The sequence below is a fragment of the Pelagicoccus sp. SDUM812003 genome, assembly GCF_031127815.1.
Classification (GTDB): Bacteria; Verrucomicrobiota; Verrucomicrobiia; order Opitutales; family Opitutaceae; genus Pelagicoccus.
This window is the reverse complement of sequence record NZ_JARXHY010000028.1, coordinates 1-20,733: the sequence shown is the minus strand read 5'-3', so window position 1 is coordinate 20,733 and position 20,733 is coordinate 1. Positions and strand designations below refer to the sequence as shown.

Sequence of the window (20,733 nt, the reverse complement as noted above, 5' to 3'; positions counted from 1 at the left end):
AGGACTTGCCGCGTTTGCGGCAACCAATCCCCTACGGGGTACCAGTTGAAAAAAGCCGTCGCATTGCGTGACGGCTTTTTTGCGTCTGGGCGGTTAGGTATTCGAGATGGGGATGAGAAGCCCGCAAGAGGGGTTCGACGGAGCGAGCCCCTGGGCGAGCGGAGATGGGGCATGCCGCAGGCATGAGTCCGTTCGTCGAGGTGCTTGAGGATGGCCTCGCGAGCGTGGTAGGTCCTGGCGCGTCCAGTCTTCTTGGCGAGAGGATCGAGCGAGTCCGCCGACTGTGTTCGAATCAGTAGCTCGATAGAAGGGATCGACGGGCCAACCAAGGAGTATGTCTGCCAAGCGGAATGCTAGATGATCGTGCGCGCCAGCAACTGACGACCTACGGAATCGAGGCGAAAAAGTTTAAGGCTGAAAATCGGGTTGCATGCGCTTGCGATTGTTTGAACGGATTCGAGTTGGCAGCGGCGCGCGTTTCCAGCGAATCCGCGCGAATGGGAAATCCGAGTTGCTATGGAAAGCGCGCGATCTCCCAAACTCGGATTTCCGGAAGCGCGCCCGGCAAGTTGATTCGATGGAAAACGACGTGTATCCAAGCGACCTGACAAAGCGTAATCAAACTTCTGATACAGGAGGTGTCGAAGCTCGGCCGACCTCCCCGATACGAATTGAGACGCGTGCCCGAGGCGATCGTCTACTTGATGCGAGGGGGCATCGCATGCCGGCTGGAGCCAAGTGAGCTTCGCCTGACTTTTCCAGCAAGGAAGACTGGCCAGAGATCGGAGATCAAGACCTGCTCATGGGAGGGTATTGATACACTTGGCGATGGTCGTATTCACGGCGGGAGGACATGTGTTTTAGGATTTGTTGAACTGTTTTTTAGGTGGCGAGACTTGCTTCATCGAGTCCGGCTTTGCTCCGATTTCCCCCGATCGGGGGATTGAGATGGCTGGCATAGCTGCATATAGTCTGTGCCATCATCCCCGCTCCCCATCAGAGTGAATAACTCAAGCCAATCAGATACCCCCAGGCTTCGCGTCGATCGCATACTGTAGGTTTCCCAAGGGCTTAAGCTTAATCGAATGCTGTTAACCAATAGCTAATTAGTTGTGCTGTGCTGGATTGGCAGGGACCCCAAAAAGACTACTAAAACACCAAACTCGCAAACCTTAGATGAGTAGATTCAAAAACAACCTAACTGGCAGGATGGGTATGACAAAGCATCTCGCCATGTCATTGAGCGCGCTGTCGTTAATCGCGCCTACTTTGCACGCTCAATCCAATGCCCCGGAAGACGAGGAGGAAGAGGAGGTATTCGAGTTATCGCCCTTCGAGGTTACGTCGGATGATATTGGATACATGGCTACGTCTTCGCTCGCTGGCTCGCGTCTCAATACAGAGCTCCGTGACATCGCGGCGGCCGTTCAAGCCATTACCCCAGAGTTTATGAAGGACATCGGCGCGACCGACCTTCAAAAGCTCTTAGTTTATACCACCAACACTGAAATCGCGGGTATCGAAGGCAACTTCTATGGTGGCGACACTTGGGACAAGGGCCACGCTCGAGACATGCTGGTCGAGCCCCACCGCACGACGCGCATTCGTGGTTTGAACAGCGCGGACATCACGCGAGATTTCTTCCCCTCGGACATTCCCATCGACTGGTACAGCCTGTCGCGCGTCGACATCAGCCGCGGCCCGAACTCTATCCTTTTCGGTTTGGGAAGTCCGGCCGGATTGATCAACAATACGCTTAAGACTCCTGTCTTGGGAGAAAGCGGGCGTACCTTCGAGGTGCGATTCGACAACTATGGTTCCTTGCGAACGGTGGTCGACTTCGATCAGACCATCATTCCCGGCGAGCTGGGCGTGCGCGTTGTGGCGATGAACAACGATGGGAAATATCGCCAGAAAGGCACCTTCAACGACGATCAGCGCCTGTTCGCGGCGGCCCGCTGGCAGCCGAAGATGGGCGAAGGCATTTTCACCCAGTTCGACCTGAATGGCGAATGGGGCAAGATCGATGCGAACCGTCCAATGGCGGGCACGCCTGCCGACTTCCTATCGAACTGGTATGGGGCCACCAACCGCAATCTCGTCTTGAACGACGAGTACTGGACGGACCCTGGCGACGCTCCGGGGCTGGATGGATTTGGGGCCCATGAAGCCGTGTACGGAGCCCAGTCGATCGGCGGTCAGGTATGGGACGATCATCCGGTTTCGTTTTTTAGCGACCCGACCAGCGACAGCGTGGGCATTGGAAGCGGAGCGGACGCCATGGTGCTTCGCGGCTGGAGCAATGTGAACGGAGGTGGCTGGGGAAGCTACGTTGGTCTCACCAATCCCAATTGGGAGCTGGGGAACGGAAACCACGAGAAGAATAGCAAAGACTACTACTCGGGCAATTCGGTCTTGATGGGAATCATCGACGACTACGAATCGCAGACTGGCCGGAACTTTAGCGGATTCGGCCAGGGACTGTGGCCGACGCAGATGATCGTGGATGGGCCGATCGCGGAGTTGGTTCGCGAGCAAAATCTCGTTGGACCCAACAAATCCGAGTTCAACAATTTCGAAACCGTCAACCTCGTCGCCACCCAGTCCTATTGGGACAACCGCGTCGGTTGGAATTTCGCTTACAACGACCAGTCCTACCGTTCTGGATACACCAACCAGATGGAAGGGCTGTGGGGCGGCAATATAGTCTCTATCGATATCAACGAGTCCTTGCGCAATGGCGAAGGCAACAACCCGAATGTGGGACGACTGTACACGATCGGAGAGGGCCGTGGCGGCATCTACGAAAAGCGGCGGGAAAACTGGCGCGCGACGGCTTTCGGCAAGGTTTCTGGCAAGGACTTCTTCGACTCCGACAGCTTTCTTGCCACTCTGATAGGCGATCATACGTTCACAGGCGTTCTCTCTTCGCAGAAGTACGAGAACTTCGACCGCAACTTCGCTCTCTATCGGTGGGACGAGGAGTTCAGCGAGGCCTTGGAGTGGGGCAACCCTGGCTATGCGACCTGGCGCGGGATCCACTACCTGAGCGACAGCATGCTGGACACGACATCTATGGATCAGATCACCGGCATCACAGGCGTCACCACGCGCCAGGCTCCGGCCATGACCCAGACCGTCCTTGCCAACGGGCGCAATAGCGATGGCGATTGGGCTTGGGGCACGAGCGACTATGGCTTGATGACCTGGGAGAACGATCTCGACAGACTCTACGACGGCGCTGGAGAAGGATACGATAACACTGATTCCAAGGTCTTCGTCTGGCAGGGCGACCTGCTGAACGGCGCGGTGGTGCCGATCTTTGGTTGGCGCGAGGATGAGTACGAGCGTTGGAATAAACCGTCTCCCTCCGTTATCGACGGGATGGAATACGGTCGCGTGCCTGGCTATAACAACGTGTTGCCCTATAGCGAAAATTGGGTTTACGACGAAGAGCGTCGGGCTCCGATCTACGCAGATGCCCAGCGTCGCAGCTGGAGTGTCGCTCTGCATGGCAAGGAATTGCTGGATATGTTTGGTCAGGAGATGCCGGGCGGAATGGACGTCACGCTGCTCTACAACGATTCCAGCAGCTTCCGTCCTTCTGACGTGGCCAGCGACGTTTACGGACGTCAGGAAGCGAACCCGTCGGGAGAGACCAAGGACGTGAGCCTTCTGGTTTCCGCCTTCGAGAACAAGATCTCTTTGCGGGTCACCAAGTACAAGACGGAGCAAAAGAACACACCGTTCATCGGCGACGCGCCGGCTTTCAACCGCAACAAGTCTATCCTAGGCCGAGCCATGGATGGCATGATGTGGGAGATCGGTCCTCACCATGGTGAATTGCCTTCGGAGGGCGGCGTTCCGGCGGAAGATCGCTGGCAGCCGACTCCTGAGTGGCTGGTTAACAAATGGATGTTTGGGGAAGGCAACTACGACGCCGGAATCGCCAACACTCCGCTGCCCGCCGATTGGAGGGACCATCCAGAGATCATGAACCAGCCCCTGCGCATTCGCGCTGCAGCTGTGCCCGGTTCACCGACCTACGTTGCCCAAGGAGATGTCAATCCAGACCTGGACCTTCCCTATGTGGCGCCTCCACTCACGGCAGAGGAGGTAGCCTATCGCTCGGAGTGGTATCGCGCCCGCTCCGACGCGGAATGGTCACGTCCGGTGGACCAGACCTTCTGGAACGCCATGGACTTCGAGCGCATCGACGCGGCCTGGGGCGGTTTCTGGGAAATCACCGCTTGGGAGGTGCCCGACTCCTCACGGAGTCTGAACGACCTCGAGTCCACCGGTATCGAGTACGAGCTCACTGCCAACCCGACCCCGAACTGGCGCTTGTCGTTCAACGCTTCCAAAGCGGAAGCGGTGCGCTCCAACGTTTTGAAGTCGTGGGATGAATACATCGCCAACAGCATGGACTTCTGGTTCGACGGCGGCTACTCGCTCTACGACCAACCGGCCATGGACTACTGGTCCATCAAGGGATTCTACGACATTCCGGAATCGCCCGGCATCGAGCTCGGCGTCTCGGGTCGCTTGGGCACTGGTTACGGTTCGGAAATCCTCGCCAAGTACTACCAAGCCAAGGCTACCGAAAGCCAGCTGGTCAACGAGCTGAGAGAATGGCACTTCAATATGGTGACCAACTACTCCTTCTCCGATGGAAAGTTCAAGGGCCTCGGACTCGGCGGGGCGTATCGCTGGATGGATGAATCGAATCTCGGCTACTATCCAAAATACGACGCGGACGCCAATGCTTGGGTCAACGATCTGGAAAACCCGATCAAGGGCTCGAGCGAGGACTACCTCGATCTCTGGGTTTCCTACGAGATGCCGATCGGCGGCGACAAGACTTGGTCGATTCAGTTGAATGTTTACGACGTTCTGGCCGACGACGCTCTGATTCCGGTTCAGGCGAATCCGGACGGAACCATCGCTCAGGTGCGCATCCCAGGCGAAACGTCTTGGGCGATCAGCAACACCTTCCGGTTCTAGCAGGTCGTCTCAGTCATTCGCATCGCTTTGCACATCGGCGGGGCATCCTGTGGGATGCCCCGCCTTTTTGCGCCCAAGCCTGTGGGCACGAATCTGCCCCATGCTTTCACTCTCATCTTCAAATCGATCATTCTCGATGAATTCGTTTTTTCTAATGTGTATTCAAAATCTGGTGGTATCTAGGCAGAGAGGACGCGGCGTATTCACGGCGTGGATATTTCTACTGCCGATTTTCTTCGCTGGAGAGCGTTCCCTAGTCGCTCGAGACTCGGAATCCTCGGGCGAGGAGCAGGGGATGGATTGGCCGAACCCACTTTTGCCGCAGCATGCGGATCCGCATGCCATGCTTCATTCCGATGGCTACTACTACTTCACCGCGACACGGCCGGAGTACGATCGGATCGAGCTCCGCAGGGCGAAGACGTTAGCCGGATTGGCCGATGCGGAGCCCAAGGTTGTTTGGAAAAAGCATGAAACCGGCGAAATGGGCGCCCATATCTGGGCTCCAGAAATCCACTACATCGATGGAAGATGGTACATCTACTTCGCAGCGGGAGAGGCTGAGGCGGTGTGGAATATTCGCATGTACGTATTGGAAAACGCGTCCGCGAACCCGCTTCAAGGCGAGTGGGTCGAAAAGGGGAAGATCGAGATGGATTGGGAGTCTTTTACGCTGGATGCTACGACCTTCCAGCATCGGGAGACGCGCTACTTGGTATGGACCCAGAATAGTAGCGACTTTGAAGGCACGGGGATCTATATCGCAAAGATGGATACGCCCTGGTCCATCGTGGGAGGGCAAGTTTGTATCTCTCGACCGGAGTACGAATGGGAGAAGCGGGGGCACTGGGTGAACGAGGCTCCGGCCGCGCTCATCCGAAACGGGAAGGTGTTTGTCGCGTTTTCCGCCAGCGCTACGGACGCGAACTATTGTCTTGGCCTGCTGACCGCCGACGATGATGCGGATCTGCTCGATCCCGCATCGTGGAGCAAAACCCCTGAGCCGGTGTTTAAGAGCGACGCTACGACGCTGCAGTTTGGTCCCGGGCACAATAGCTTTACGACATCACCTGACGGCAGGACCGATATCATGCTGTATCATGCTCGTAACTACGAACGCATCGAGGGCGAGCCTCTGTATAATCCGGACCGGGCTACACGAGCGATCGAACTGGGCTGGAATGAAGATGGAACGCCTTTTTTTGGAACTCCGCCAGCGGAAGACGGGGAGCCTAATTGATCGGACTTGATGGCGTCGTTCGACCAGATGGACGATGCCACGTCGGGGGGTGGTAGACTTCGCACGCCTCGCTATACTGTCGGGACTAATTGGCTATCGGTCAAGGCGATCAACCGATCGTATGGAGGGGTGTTCGTCTGCGATCATGACGCGCATGTCTGGTTTCGAGTCTGCAGGGCTCATCCGAGAGAGTTTCGTTGCGAGAGGAATGCTTTGAATCGATAAGATGGATACTCAGCTCAATTGGGACGAGTCCTCTAGTCGCTCACGCTGACGCGGATGCGTGTGCCGCGGCCTTTTTCGCTGCGGATCTCGACGTCTCCTCCGAGGAGTTCGATTCGTTCGCGGATGCCTACGAGCCCGAAGCTGTGGTTGGTTTCTGGGGACACCGAGGCGACGTCGAATCCGATGCCATCGTCAATCACGGATAGCTCTACGCGGCGGTTTTGGTAGGAGACCTCCACCTTGATGTTGTTGGGGCGAGCGTGTTTGCATGCGTTGGTGACAGCCTCTTGTCCCACGCGCAGTAGGTTGTTTTCAACTACGGGAGGAAGACGGCGGCGTTTGCCGATGATATCCACGTCGATGGAGATGTCGGTGTCGTCGGTCAATTGGGTGGCGACACGCTCCAACGCGCCCCCGAGGTCGTATTTTTCGAGAACCTGGGAGCGCATGTTCCAGATGGAGTCGCGGGCGTCCGCGAGAGCAGTTCGAGCGAGCTTGTGCGCCGTAGCGATGTGCTTTTGGGTGTTCTGGCCCAGATTTCGAGCGTCGGTGCGCACGATCTCTAGCTGAACGGAGATGGCTCCGAGGTTTTGGGCGAGGGTGTCGTGGATCTCGCGAGCGACGCGGTTTCGTTCGGAGAGGATGGCGGAAAACTCGGATTCTGCCAAGGCTCGTTGTTGTTTTTGCTCCCCGAGGCGCTGGCGCGAAAGAAAGACTACGAAGGCGATCGTGACGACTGCGATCAGCAGGAAGGCGGCAAGTGCGTAGGAGACGCGCTTGGGAGTCCACCACGGAGCAGCGGTGATGATGGCGAGATCGTTGGGAGAGCGTAGGAGCACGTGAAGCGACTCGGACCACCAAAGGCCGTTGAGGGGAATGGTTTCGCCTTCGCCGACGGTGGCGATGCCTGAGACGGATACGAGACTTCCCGGTCGCCAATCGGGCAATGAGCCGAGCTCGGCGTTGGTGATGAGGGAGGCTCGGACCGTGGTGCCCAGGCCGTCGAGGGTCAGTTCGATGCTTTCGGGGTAGCGTTGGACTTCGAGCAATGTAGCCTTCAGGCGAATGAGATCGGAGTCGTGCCGGGTGATCATATTGAGTTGCTCGATGTCGATGGGGCTCGGCCAGTCCTCCTTTCCAAGCTTCTTGAACTCGGCGTCTTGCAGCACGGGGCTATAGGTTCCAGGGGTGGGAAATCCCAGGACGCTGACCAGGTCTCCGGGGGCGAGGAGCTCTTCTTGCGAGCTTTGAATCTGCAAGCTCTGGGTATCGTCTCGTATCCATAGCGCTCTGCCGGGTCGGTGGTGGGTGACGACTCCACGCACATGCACGCGGTGGCCGTGGTTTCCTTCGGAAGTGTCGAAGGTGAAAAGGCTCGAGACGGGGCGGGGAGGGGGGGCGAAGCCGGAGTAGACGGGCGGCTGGAGGATGTTCGGTTTGATGCCGATCGGTGTGTGGAGAATGGGCCGGACGAACTGGCGGTTTCCGTTGTGCAGGTAGAAGCAATGCCCGACTAGGCTGATCTTCGCATCGAGAAGCGTGTTCGGGTCCACGACGTCTTGCATCTCGACCACCAGCTCGTGGTTTCCCGAGACGAGTTTGAGCTTGGTGTAGAGGTTTTCGCCCTCTGGCGTCAGGGCCTCCGGAGGTTTTATCAGCAGGTTGGGGAGGATCTCCGCACGGTGAACGATGCCTTCGATCTCGACCCATTTAGCGTCCATCTGACCGGAATAGAGCTGGGCGATGGTGGATGGGAGGGGAGCGGGCACTTCGGTCTTTCCGATCAACGTCACCGAAGTCGCGGTGGCGCAGGGAGCGTAGTCGCCAGGATTGGTGTAGCCGATGACTTCGATCAGGTCTCCTCGCTTGAAGTCCACATTGACGTCCTCGGAGGATGTGAAAATGAAAATCCCGTCGGTATGGTCCTGCATCGAGAAGGAGTGGGACTCGCGAGCCATGAAGCATCCGCGTAGGCGGATGGGGAACTGCTCAGCGGCCTGGGCAGGGGTGAGGGCTCGGATTTGAGCGGCGGTGGTAAGCGGAGGCTCCGTCTTGTCTTGAGCGAGGAGTTGACACGCGAAGGCGCAGATCGAGAAGAGGAAGGTCAGTCTAGAAACGGTCATCGGGGTGGCGACTTGGAGGAGCGGCTGGGTGACTAGATGTAGGGAGGTTGTTCCATCGCGCGGGGGGCAGCCGAACGGTGGTGTTTGGTGGTATTCCATGTGTGAATACTGCCGTCACACCCTATAGCAAAGAGGATGCGGGGCAAGTTGAATGGAAGAAGTCCGCTGTTGTTCGGCAGAGGGGGCGCGAGCTAGCGCAGGCCGCACCTGTGATATCCCCCGAATGGGTGAGAGTCAGCGGGCGGGAACTGTGGTAGTTTTTCCGAAAGGGCGAGTGGCGGCTACCTCGTCCCTTTTTTTCACGAAGCAATGAGTTCTGAACTAGAAAGAGCGGTTCCTCCAGAACCTGAAGCGCAAACTGCGGTGACGATTCGCATCCTGGTGGTGGACGATCATCCCTCCATGCGAATGGGAATCATATCCTTGGTGGACAGCCAGCCCTTCATGGAGGTGGTCGCGGAGGCATGCGACGGGGAGGAGGCTATCGAGGTCTACGACGATGTTTTGCCGGACGTGGTGTTGATGGATCTGCGCATGCATCACATGGGGGGAGCGGAGGCGATCCTATCGATCTGCCGAAAGCATCCGGCGGCGAAGATCATCGTTCTTTCGACCTACGACCTCGATGAGGACATTCATCGGGCCATCCAGTCGGGCGCAAAGTCCTACTTGCTCAAGGACATGTCGGTGGAGGAAATCGCAGAAACGATAAGAGGCGTATTCTATGGGGAAGACGTTCTGCCCCGCCAAGTTGCCGAACGTCTTGCGGAGCGTTCCCAGCGCCAGTTGCTGACGGAACGGGAGAGGGAGGTTTTGGAGTCCTTGATCAAAGGCCGTAGCAACAAGGAGATCGCGCAGAGCCTCCATGTCTCCGATGAGACGGTGAAGTCGCACCTGAAAACCCTGTTTTTCAAACTCGGTGTGCGCGATCGCACTGAAGCGGCGATTACGGCGATACGGCATGGCATCGTGCACCTTGACTAGCGTCCCTTCCAGCAAGCGAACGTAGTATACGTTATCTCAATACAATTGCGAAACCTGCTTGTGATGGCGCGTATTCGCTATCTCGGCAGTGTATTCAACCATTCGATTCAGACCTAACTCCTTAGCTCATTTTCATCGTGAAAACTTCTCGGATACTCCCTCTTTTTAGCGCCCTGCTGTTGACGGCAGCTTCCTTGTCAGCCGAACCGTCCCACTGGGACTTCGCTCCGAAGCCGCCATTGGGTTGGAACAGCTGGGACATTTTCGGGACGACGATCACCGAAGCCCAGACGCGTGAGCAGGCGGATGCGATGGCGGAGCTTCTCTTGCCGTCGGGCTACGACATTCTGACGGTCGACATCCAATGGTACGAGCCCAACGCGAAAGGACACCACTACACTCCGGGGGCGGAACTCTCGATGGACGAGTACAGTCGGCTTACGCCGGCAGTGAACCGTTTCCCATCGGCCGCCGGTGGAAAGGGATTCAAGCCGCTGGCGGATTACGTTCACTCGAAGGGATTGCGTTTCGGCATCCATATCATGCGGGGGATCCCGCGTCAGGCCGTGCAGCGAAACACGCCGCTTCTCGACACGGATGCCACGGCAGCGGATGTTGGCATCGTCGAATCGATTTGTCCTTGGAATCCTGATATGTATGGCGTCGATGCGACGACCGAAGCGGGCCAGGCCTACTACGACTCCCTATTTCAGATGTATGCGGATTGGGGCGTCGACTATGTGAAGGTGGACGACATTTCACGACCTTACGACCAGGTGCAGAAGGCGGAGATCGAGGCGATCCGCAATGCCATCGACAAGACGGGCCGTGAAATGGTGCTGAGCCTTTCGCCGGGAGCGACCCCCATCGAAGTCGGAGAGCACGTGATGCAGCACGCCAATCTTTGGCGTATCACCGACGACTTTTGGGATCGATGGGGACTGCTGAAGGCAATGTTCGAGCGCTGCGATGCTTGGACGCCTTTCCGACGCTCGGGCGCTTGGCCGGATGCGGATATGTTGCCAATCGGCATCATCGAGTTCGACCGTCCCACCCATTTCACGAAGGACGAGCAGTACACGCTGATGACGCTTTGGAGCATCGCTCGCTCTCCGCTGATTTTCGGGGGAGATATGACAAGGCTGGATGAGTTCACGCTGAAAATGCTCACCCATCCTGCGATGTTAGAGGTTAACCAGAACAGCGTGAACAATCGCCAGGTGTATCGAAAAAACAACCACATCGTTTGGATGGCCGACGTGCCAGGCAGCGATGACAAATACCTGGCTCTGTTCAACGCTCAAAGCGAGGGGGAATCGCTGGATTTCGCCTCGGCGGATTACGCCAGTCCGGTGATCGCCGGAAAGGGACAGTCGCAGGAGATCGAGCTCGATATAACCGGGGCGTCCCGCTTGGCGTTGTTCGTGACCAACGGGGGCGATGGTTTTAGCTGGGATCACGTTGTCTGGGTGGAGCCTACCTTGCACGGACCGAAAGGAACGCTGAAGCTGACCGAGCTTGAATGGGTCTATGCCGACGCAGGTTGGGGAAGCCCCCGTATTAACCGCACTTGCGAGGACAAGCCGCTGATGGTGGGCGGCCAACTGTTGGAGGGAATCGGTACGCACTCGGAATCCAAGATCATCTTCGACTTGCCGGAGGGGTATGAGCGTTTCACGACTAAAGGCGTGGTCACTGAGGATGGCTCAGTCATGTTCGCAGCGCTTGCGGAAGAAACCAACGGGTCGACCGATGTGGACACTGAGGTGTCGGTCCGCTTCAAGGATCTTGGACTATCGAAGAAAGCCAAGGTGCGAGATCTTTGGTCCGGCGAGGATCTGGGGACTTACCAGAAGGTGTTCTCGCGGGAGATTCCGCAGCATGGGGCAGGGCTCTATCGCGTGACCCCGCTTCGCTAGATAGTATCCAGAAGATGGAAACGGGTGCCATTTGTTTCGTTTGCGAATAGCAAGCGAATAGACTGAACCGGAGGTAGCTTCGACGGCGCTCGAGCTGTTTCGGGATAGTCTGATTTCGAAAACTAAAGCCCGAGGGCCTCATTCAGATTCTCGTATCCCGGTCACCTCGAGGTCGGTGCGTTGGCGCAGAATCTCTAGGTGGTCGCCTCGGTCGGCCATGTCGAAGAGCTTGCCGCGGGCGTTGCGGAACGGGCGATATTGGGGGACGTCCGTGACGCGGTGTAGGCCGCTGTTGGATACGGCGATAGAAAGAGCATGCCATCGAGGGGGCATGTTTTTTTAGGCACGACGGGTCTAGTGGGGTATGGATGAAAATGTGATTTTAGAATAGGGATAAAAGGTCACCACGAGTGAATGAAAAAGAGGGAGCTTCGTCACGAAGCTCCCTCGCAGTTTGCTACATAAGGGGTAATTTTTTTCGGGATCCGCTAGTCGTGCGGTACGATGACTTCGGCGCTTGTCGCTCGCGCGTTGCCCGAGCCGTCTACCAGATCGCAAACGATGGTGTAGACACGTCCCGTGCCATATCCGCTGCGTTCAGCTCGTAGTTGGATCGTGCCTACTAAGGACGTTCCGTCGAAGGTGAGGTTCATGGGAACGGGTGATGTGTAGCCATCGTATCCATTCACGTCTCCAGTGGTGTGGCCATCTCCGTTTCCGTTGTCAGGCTCGTTGCTTACGACGTAGCAGCTGACGTTTAGGCCGGCGGCTTGCGGGTCGAGGGACGGGTCGAAAAAGGATACCTTGATCTGCACGTCTCGTATCTTGTGGTTCGGGGGAGACAAGGTTTCCGTATCCACGGTGAGGAGAGCGGAGGGAGGACCCTCTTCGACGATCCGGCGAATGGCTACGTCGTCGATGTTCGCGAAGCTGTCGCCAGTATTCGTGAACAGAATACCCAGCTTTCCTCCAACCGATTCCGATGTGGCTGCCAGGGTGGAGGAGTATTCCGTCCAGTCTCCGGTGGTAGTGATGACGTAACTACCGATGACATTGGCTGGATCGTCGTAGAACAAGGTCGCGGTCCATTCGGAGCTTCCGCCGGACCAGGTCTTGGCGACGAAGGAAAGCTCGAACTCGTCGCCCTCTTCGATGGTGTCCTCGCTAAGCAGGTAGGCGGCGTTGCCTGGGGCCATGAAGGCGGAGAAGCTGCCTTCGTAGGTCCCCCACCAGGCGTTTCCAGCTTCGACGCCTGCGTCGGTGATGGAGTAGTTCGTCCAGCCCGGCACGTCGTGATCCGGGTTGTCGAAACCGTCGAACTCCGGCCAGCTGCCTACACCGGCTTCAAAGTCGGCGTTTTCGAGGTAGATCTCGGCTACGGGAGGGAGCTCGGAAGGAGTGGCGCTGGCCAGATCGGCGAGGTCGGGCTGGCTGAGGGCGTAGTTGTAGATGCGGAAGTCGTCGATAGCTCCTTTGAACAGCGGGTCAGGGAATTGGCTCTTGCCGATGTAGTTGATAACTGGATCAAAGTCGGAAGGCTTGAGCGTGGCGCTTTTGGAGTCCGCGAGAGTTCCATTGACGTACAGCTGAAGCTCGCCGTCTCCGATGACTACCGCGACATGGGTCCACTCGCCGACGGCGGGCGCGGCAGTGTAGAGCTCCTCCGCGACTCCATCGTCGAAGATGGTGAACTGCATGGTCTGGCCGTCCCAATTCGCGGGGGTGAGGAAGAGGTATTGCTCGGCGCCGTTTCCGAAGTCGAAGATGCGTTGCCACGAAGCGCCGCCGCTCCAGTTGATCCAGGTGGCGATGGTCAGCTGATCATGGCTGGCCACGTCGGACGGCAGGCTGACGGAGCCTCCGTCGAGTGCGAGGCAGCTTCCGTCGAGGCCACCTGGGCTGAAGCGTGCTCCGGGATTGAGGTAGGCGTGATTTCCGTTGATCGAAGCGTCTGCGGCGTCGAGCTGGAAGTCGTAGCGAGCCACAAGGGCGGGATCGCCAGTTGGGGTGGCGCTCGTCTGGCCGGAACTCGCGGAACGATTTCCGGATTTGTCCAGCGCTTGCACGGTGTAATGGTAGGGAGTCGATTCGGTGGCGCTGTTGTCGGTGAAAGCGTTGCCGGTGAGCTCGCGAGCCACGATTTCGTAGGGGCCGCCGTTGGTCGTCGACCGCAGCACGGTGTAGCTATCGATGTCGCTATCCGAATTGGGTTTCCACTTTATCGTCACCGATGCGGCGTTGGCGATCGCTTTTACGCCTTTGGGTTTCCCTGGAGCAGCGAAGTCGGTCGGATCGGCGTCCGCTGGAACGAGTCGCCACTGCTGAGCGTAGCTGCCGGTATTGGCCTGTTGTTCCACATTCGAACCGTTTCCGGCGAGGTACAAGCCGCTCCATCGACTGCCGATGGAGAACCATCCATCTTCTACGTACTCGAGAAAATACTGCTGATTGGAACTTGGATACTCGCTGGTATTCCATTGGGCGATATTGCCGCCGTCTTCGAGGGACCAGTTCCAAATGTCAGGCGCCATGCCGCTGTTTACGTTCACCAGGGAAACGTAGCTGTTGTCGCCTCCGATATCGCGCGGGACCGGATTGACGTCCCAGAGTTGCTCGGGGGTTGCGGCGTAGTTGCTCTGTTCGATATTGGCCCCGGCGTCGGCACTGCCGCGTGCGATCTCCATGACCTGCAGGCTGGCCCGGTTTACGAGATAGTAGCGACCATCGATAACGGGCTGAACGTCGTCGCCCCAAGTGATGTTGACCACGCGTTCCGCGTTTTTGTGACTGGAGGTCTGATAGCCAGGTCCGCCGGTGGTGGTGACGTCGAAGAAGCGCTGCGGACCATGGCCGTCGAAAAAGACCGGACGATCCTTGGAGAAGAAACGGTAGGTGGTCTGATCAGCCTGGCGTTCCGACTCGCCGACGAAGCCTTGGATCTTGCCATCGGGGGCGCGATAGACGGAGGCGGCGGTCCAGTTGGGACGGTCTTCCGCGTAGGCGAGCCGCATGCCGTCGCTCGCTTTCACGAACTCTCCGCGAGCGCGTTCGGCGGTGCCCCACCAGATGCCCACGTCCATGCCGTATTCGGCTCCCACCATGGCTTCCATGACGTTGTGGAGTTCGTCGTTGGTGGCCACATCGCCGTTTGCTTCGACGGTTTGGTAGAAGGCCGCGTAGGTATCGAAACTGCCAGCGAGTTGATGGGTGTTTCCTTCTTCAAGATAGCCCCAGTCGTTTAGCTGATTGTACCAGTTGGCGGCCTGATCGTTGTTGAGTGTATTGCCGCCCATGATACTGATGAACTGCTCGGGAGGAACGGAATAGCTGAACGCGGGGAAGTTTCCGCTCCAGCGCAGCCTCCAGCTCACGTCGCCGAAACGGCTGATATCGCCTTGCCAGGTACCATGATCCGGCTCGTTGAAAGGGGCTACGGAGATGACGGCCCGTCCCGCCTCTTCGGCCTTTCGAGCGGTCACGGCGATCAGTTCCGCCCAGCGAAGGGGATCGACTCCGCTGCCGTTGAGGTAGGGGTTGCTATCCCAGTTTTCCGTGTCGTTGTTGAGATAGAGGACAGTCTCGGGTTTGGTGTAGGTATCGACGATGCGCATACGCTCGTTGAACTCGTCGATTCCGCTGCCGGTGAGCTCTCCATCCACGATGGGGGTGTCGCCAGTGAAGGAAAAACGAATGACATCGGTTTGCGGCTTGCCCATGAAGTTGACGCCGCGAATGACGTTGGCGTCCCAAAGCCAGGCGGTGTCGAGGCCCCAGAGATCAAGGCCTTTGTATTCGCCTTCGGCCTCTGTTTCGAAGGCAACGGTGTGATCTTGGGCGACGGTTTGAGCAGTCAGTAGAAGGGCAAGAGCGAGGCCATAGAGCCCCCTGCGGGAAAAGTCCCGCGATTGTCGGAAGCGATGCTCCGTGTGGTGTTGAAACGATGGGGTTCTATTCATATCGAGATCTCCTTGGTGTGGGTTGAGTCGGGGCATGCGGAACGCTCAGGGTCAGCTCGGAGGCGGACGCTTAGAGGTTCCACTGTTTAAGAATTGTGATTGGAATCTGGATACAGCGAGCCCTCTTGGAGGGACTCGGTAGAGCGCTCTCAGCAGCAATGGTGAGCTTGGGGCAGGGGGTGTCTTTCAAGCCTCAGCCTACAGGATCAAATCCCGTTCTCCTATCCCCTAATCGGGTGAAAGTGAGACCACGCTACCGGGTCCCACTACCTGGACCCTAGGTTCTAGTAGGCGAGCCACTCGAAGAGGGAGGCGGTATGGGACTCTTCTGAGCCGGAAAACTGGATGCGAAGGTATTTGCAGGAGACGGGCTTCTCGATTGCGATAGGCGAGCCGATGACAGGGTTTTTCGTAAAATCGGCAACTGTCTCCCACTGCTTGCCATCGATCGAGCTCTCGATGCGGAAGAGTTGAGGTTTCCATCCGAATTGCGGGATGAGCTCTTGTTTTGAAACTGTGGTGACCGATGTGAATTCCAGCTGCAGGGTGGGTAGCGAGTCATTAGCGGCAGCCTCCCATCGGGTAGCGTAGTTGTCGTCGATGGCGTGGGCGGCTCTCACGCGCTCGTCTCTGCGACTGGAGGCGGTGGCAATCGAGGGGATTGGCCTGCGATCCTCACGTCGATTGGCGATGAGGGACGGTCCTTGGTGAGTAGGCGTCACGGTTTCGATCAATCCGTCGTGAGTGAAGTTGAGTTCATCTACGCAGATCTGGCGATGAACCGGTTCAAAGGGAATGTTGTGGCGATGGTAGAGTATGTAATGCTGTCCATCTTGTTCGAATACGGTGTGATGACCGGGAGAAAGTATGTTTCGGGCGTGGTCGGTGACGAGAATCGGGCTGTTTTTCGCTTCCTTGAAGGGGCCGAGCGGGGAGTCGCCGATGGCGTAGTGAACCTGGTAGGTGTCGATGGTTGTCTTGCCATTTGAATACATCAGAAAATAGCGCTCGTCGCGCTTCACCATGACGGGAGCTTCGAAGTAGTTGCTCGGGGTGACGTCTTTGACTTCGCCGTCGAAGCTCGCCATGTCCGGGTTGAGCTTGGCGGCAAAACATCGTCCGTTGGTCCAGTTCCAGCCAGATCCCCAATAGAGGTAAGCGTTCCCGTCATCGTCGACGAAGGCTTGGGCATCGATCATATGGTATTCCTTGGCGAAGTCCGCGGAGATCATGGGCTGGTCGCCGAGAGGGTTCTCCCATGGCCCAAGTGGATGCTCAGCTACTCCCACCCAGACTTCGCTGCCAACGGAGACGTGCATGTAGAATTTGCCATCCGGAGCTTGCACGACAGATGGAGCCCAGACCATAGCTCCCATGGAACTGGGGCTGGTGCAGGCCTCCTTGGTGGGCCAGTTCAGTTGGTGAAGGGTCCAGTTCTTGAAATCCTTCGATTCCCAGCAGGCGAGCGTCTCACCGCCCCACGGGTCGATCGTGGCGTAGATGTAGTAAGTATCTTGATACGAAACGATCGAAGGGTCGGCGTAGTAGCCGGGGAGGATCGGGTTTCCGTTGCCCGGTTCCTCGCCGGAGGCATTGGCGAAAAGGCCGCTCGCTGAGACTTCAGCGAGCGACACAAGGACAACCGTGAACAAAATTAGTTTAGACATCGAATGGCGCTTTCGGATCGGGGTTGTTTCTATTTCGCCAGAGTGATTGGTTCTCCGACGTCGCCTTTCTCGAAAGCGGGTTGCATCGGATCCATGGGCAGGATGTTGCCTTGATCGTCGAACTCCATGCGTACGATACAGGTCTCGCGCTTGTAGCCACCACCGCCGGGAACGGCGTGACGATGGTAGGCGACATACCATCGATCGGTTCCGGGAACATTGACTATGCTGTGGTGGGCGGTGCCTTGGGCCGGACCGTTCTGACGAAGCACGATGAAATCCTCCTCCGCGTCTGGGCTTACGACCGGCCCGTATGGGGAATCGGATACACCCCATCCAACGCGATAGTCTGGGCTACGGGCGTCGTCGATGGACCACATGAAGTAGTACTTTCCGTTTCGCTTGAAGACCACGATGCCCTCGCGGAAGTCGCGCAGTGGGAACTCCACGTGTTCGCCATCGAAAGAAATCATGTCATCGTTTAGTCGATACACGGTAGGCGTGCCGTTTCCGAAGTAGAGGTAAGCTTGGCCATCGTCATCGATGAATGCGTAGGGATCGATGCTGAAGGTCTTGATCGTTTCGTTGTCGATGAGAGGGCGATCTAAAGCGTCCTCGAACGGGCCGGTCGGGGAGTCGCCCACGGCGACGCCTATGTTATGTTCCCCGCAGAAGTAGAAGTAGTACTTTCCGTTGCGCTCGATGCAGTCGGGAGCCCATGCCTTGTTGTTGGCCCAACTGATATCTTCGCGGAGATCGAGAAAGACGTTTTCCTTTTTCCATTCGACAAGGTCAGGCGATGACCAGACGGCGAACTCCTTGGTGTTCCAGTAGGGGCGGTCCGAAGTCGGGTAGATATAATAGCGATCGCCGAAGGCGCGAATGGCGGGGTCTGCGGTGAACTCGCCTTGCAGGGCGGGAGCAGGAGCCACGGAGGCGGCTTCTCTGATAAGCGATGCGACGAGGCTCTCTGGGGCGCGGAAGATAGAGCCGTGGCGCTGGCCTTCAGGGAAGGCGATGTCATCGGTAGGCTTCTTCCAGGTTTCCCAGTCGGTCGAAACGCGGGCCCCGTATCGATGGTCGGTATAGTAGTCGAAGTAGACGTAAACGCCATCCTCTGTATCCACCACAGTAGGACCCTCCGCTTGTTCCTTTTTGAGAATCACATGGTCCAGAACCTCGTAGGGACCGGTGATTTTCTTGGCTTTGGCGGCGTAGATCGATCCGTAATCTTTGGCCCCTTGGTCGTCCGTTTCCTTAAAGATGGCGTAGAAGGCGTCATCCTGTTTGAGAATGGTCGTGTCGATATTGTCGAACCCAGGGTCGAACAAGATCTTGGGTTTGCTGAGCGTCTCGAAGTTTTTGGTGAGGGAATAGTAGGCCCTGAAATTGGTTTCGCCGGTTCTTTTGTCGGTCACGGATGTGGACCAGACGATGACGAAGGACTTCTTTTTCTTGTCGTAGTAGATTTCTGGAGCCCAGCACTGATTGGCGCCTTCAACATCCTCCATCAGTGGCAGGTATTTTTGCTCGGACCAGTCGGTCAGGTTTTCGGAGGTCGCGTAGCCGATGCCCAGGTCCGACCAGCCGGAGGTCCAGACCATGTGGTAGGTGCCGTCGTCGGTGCGGAGAATATGCGGATCGCGCATGAGCTTCGAGCCAACGGTGGGTTCGAGGTAAACCTGGTCCAAGTCGGTCCAGTCTCTCGCATCGTAGGAGTATGCGAGGTGAAGTCCGTCTCCGTTATCGCGGAAGGAAGTGAGAAGGTAGGCTGTATCCGAATTTGCGAAACTCAAGGAGGCAGCGAGGGCGCTGAGGGAAAGGGCAAGTGCTTGTTTCATAGGTTTTGGTCTGAATAAGGGGATTGTTGATGCGCTCGCTGGGCGCTTAGCGAAGCATGAATAAGATGTATTCATAGGAACGATACGTAGCGGGTAGTCCGTTTACGAACACTTCGCTTCGATTGTATGCCTCCTCGACGAACAAGGAGATGCGCCAGTCCGGCGAAAAGGGGTGAAAGCAGCTTTGCTGACATAGGTTTTAAGATGAAAAAGTCCTGCAGCTTGCGGCGTTGAGACGACAGGGTGGATGAGTGGCTCTAAGCGCGTTGAGGGGGTGGGGCTCTGCAGGTTAGTTTTGGACCGGGGTTATCTTGTAGGCGTAGGAAAGATCGCGAGGAGCGATCAGGTATTGGTCGTGAGGGCGATAGCCCCAGCTGTTGTCTCCGCCGACACCCATCTGCGAGTGGTCGATGTTTACGCTAACCAAGGGGCGATGAAAAATGTCGCTAACCTTGCGCTGAGCTTTTTCCGTACCAGGGTCGAAGTCGGAATCGTACTGGTGGCGGGCGTTGAAGCCGAAGGGGGTATCAACCGCGAGAATGGCGATGCCTCGGCCCTTGTCGTTCGTCAGCTCAAGCCAGCGCGTGTCTGTTCTGTATCCATTTTCTTGGGGCCGGCCGTAGGCGAAGAACAGGTCGCTAACGCTAGAGTCGTATCGCCCGATGAAGGCCGCGGTTTTACGATCCGAGTAATTTTCGAAGGGGCCACGTCCGTACCACGAAGCGTTGGCAAATTCCTCTTGGAGGATGAAATTGTTTCCGAATCTCGGAAGATCCGGAAGTTTATTTGATAGGTTTGAAAGGCGATTTTCCACCAGTACTGATCCGTCGTTAGCGACGGTGTAGACGATCTCTAGCGACCCCTTGACCTCGGGCAGATCGTATCTGGCAGCGACGCGAATCGATCCATCGGAAAGGCGCTTGTGGGAAAAGTCGGAGAGCCTCTGTTTCTCGGTGACTTGCTTCCAGACGGCGTGCGTTTTCGGCATGTGGTAGCCGAAGTCGTTGTCGGTCGGGGCCCGCCAGAAGTTGGGTTTCAATGCTTCCTTGAGGATTTGCTGACCCGAGTAGGACAGCTCGGTGAGGGAGCCGGTTTGGGAGTCGAAAGCGACTTGGAAGCCTTGTCCGGAAACGAGCAACGTGGAGTTTTGCTGGTCGACGTTCAGGTTTTTATTCGTGGAAGTCTTTGGGGTCGCGCTTGTCAGGACAACGCTGGTAAGAGCGAATTGTTCGGAGGCCAGCTCGGTATGGACGGCGAGCAGCGGTTTCTTGACGCTGAGTGTCGCGGAAAGATTCAGGAAGTACTCGCCGGCGCTCTCGTCGTACTCAGGCGTATCCAATGTAACACGACGGGATTCGCCGGGGGCGATGTCGAGCGTCGGTAGCGCACGGCTAGCTATTGCCACACCGTTCTCGAGGAGGGTCCAGCTGATCTGAAAATCGGCGAGCGAAGTGAAGTCGAATCCATTCGCGATCTCGATGCTGTTGGTTTTCGGATCGTAGTTCTTGAACTTGATGAACTGGTAGACCTTTTTGACTTCGAAGAGCGCGGGGTGAGGGGTGCGGTCGGCATTGATGAGGCCATTGAGGCAGAAATTCTGGTCGTGCTGGAGGTGAGCCCCTCCGAGGTGGCCTCCGTAGGCCCAATACTCGTTTCCGTTTTCGTCATGAGCGAGCAGACCTTGGTCGACCCAGTCCCAGATGAAGCCGCCTTGCATGATGTCGTAGGACTCGATGACGTCCCAGTAGTCCTGCAGGTTGCCCACGCTGTTGCC

10 protein-coding genes are annotated in these 20,733 nt (G+C 57.2%); 4 read left to right on the top strand and 6 right to left on the bottom strand.

Going from position 1 to position 20,733, the window contains the following annotated elements; translation table 11 throughout:
• The first annotated feature begins 1,233 nt into the window (after positions 1-1,233).
• Together QEH54_RS21880 and QEH54_RS21875 are read left to right on the top strand one after the other, a co-directional pair.
• Positions 1,234-5,004 (top strand): TonB-dependent receptor plug domain-containing protein, encoded by a 3,771-nt coding sequence (locus QEH54_RS21880; protein WP_309020859.1) that lies wholly within the window; start codon positions 1,234-1,236, stop codon positions 5,002-5,004.
• Positions 5,005-5,158: 154 nt separating this feature from the next.
• Positions 5,159-6,244: a glycoside hydrolase family 43 protein gene (locus QEH54_RS21875; RefSeq protein WP_309020858.1), complete on the top strand. Its 1,086-nt coding sequence runs from the start codon at positions 5,159-5,161 to the stop codon at positions 6,242-6,244.
• 257 nt (positions 6,245-6,501) lie between these two features.
• On the opposite strand, the gene QEH54_RS21870 is transcribed toward QEH54_RS21875, so the two are convergent.
• A complete protein-coding gene (locus QEH54_RS21870; RefSeq protein ID WP_309020857.1) occupies positions 6,502-8,592 on the bottom strand; it encodes a sensor histidine kinase in 2,091 nt (696 codons plus the stop codon).
• Between the two features lie 309 nt (positions 8,593-8,901).
• Between QEH54_RS21870 and QEH54_RS21865 the strand changes: the two genes are divergently transcribed.
• A complete protein-coding gene (locus QEH54_RS21865; protein ID WP_309020856.1) occupies positions 8,902-9,576 on the top strand; it encodes a response regulator transcription factor in 675 nt (224 codons plus the stop codon).
• Positions 9,577-9,713: 137 nt separating this feature from the next.
• Entirely contained in the window at positions 9,714-11,495 is a 1,782-nt protein-coding gene (locus QEH54_RS21860) for an NPCBM/NEW2 domain-containing protein (RefSeq protein WP_309020855.1), read from the top strand.
• A 138-nt stretch (positions 11,496-11,633) separates the two neighbouring features.
• Here QEH54_RS21860 and QEH54_RS21855 read toward each other — a convergent pair whose 3' ends face one another.
• The 5 genes from QEH54_RS21855 to QEH54_RS21835 form a co-directional block, all read right to left on the bottom strand.
• The gene (locus QEH54_RS21855) at positions 11,634-11,828 is read right to left on the bottom strand and encodes a hypothetical protein (protein WP_309020854.1); all 195 of its coding nucleotides are present in this window, start codon (positions 11,826-11,828) and stop codon (positions 11,634-11,636) included.
• 155 nt (positions 11,829-11,983) lie between these two features.
• A complete protein-coding gene (locus QEH54_RS21850) occupies positions 11,984-15,451 on the bottom strand; it encodes a LamG-like jellyroll fold domain-containing protein (RefSeq protein ID WP_309020853.1) in 3,468 nt (1,155 codons plus the stop codon).
• A 284-nt stretch (positions 15,452-15,735) separates the two neighbouring features.
• Positions 15,736-17,118 carry a family 43 glycosylhydrolase gene (locus QEH54_RS21845; RefSeq protein WP_309020852.1) on the bottom strand — a complete coding sequence of 461 codons (1,383 nt, stop codon included), beginning with the start codon at positions 17,116-17,118 and terminating at the stop codon, positions 15,736-15,738.
• 29 nt (positions 17,119-17,147) lie between these two features.
• The gene (locus QEH54_RS21840; protein ID WP_309020851.1) at positions 17,148-18,959 is read right to left on the bottom strand and encodes a family 43 glycosylhydrolase; all 1,812 of its coding nucleotides are present in this window, start codon (positions 18,957-18,959) and stop codon (positions 17,148-17,150) included.
• 289 nt (positions 18,960-19,248) lie between these two features.
• Positions 19,249-20,733: glycoside hydrolase family 2 TIM barrel-domain containing protein (locus QEH54_RS21835; protein WP_309020850.1), on the bottom strand; the 1,485-nt coding region annotated here is incomplete at its 5' end.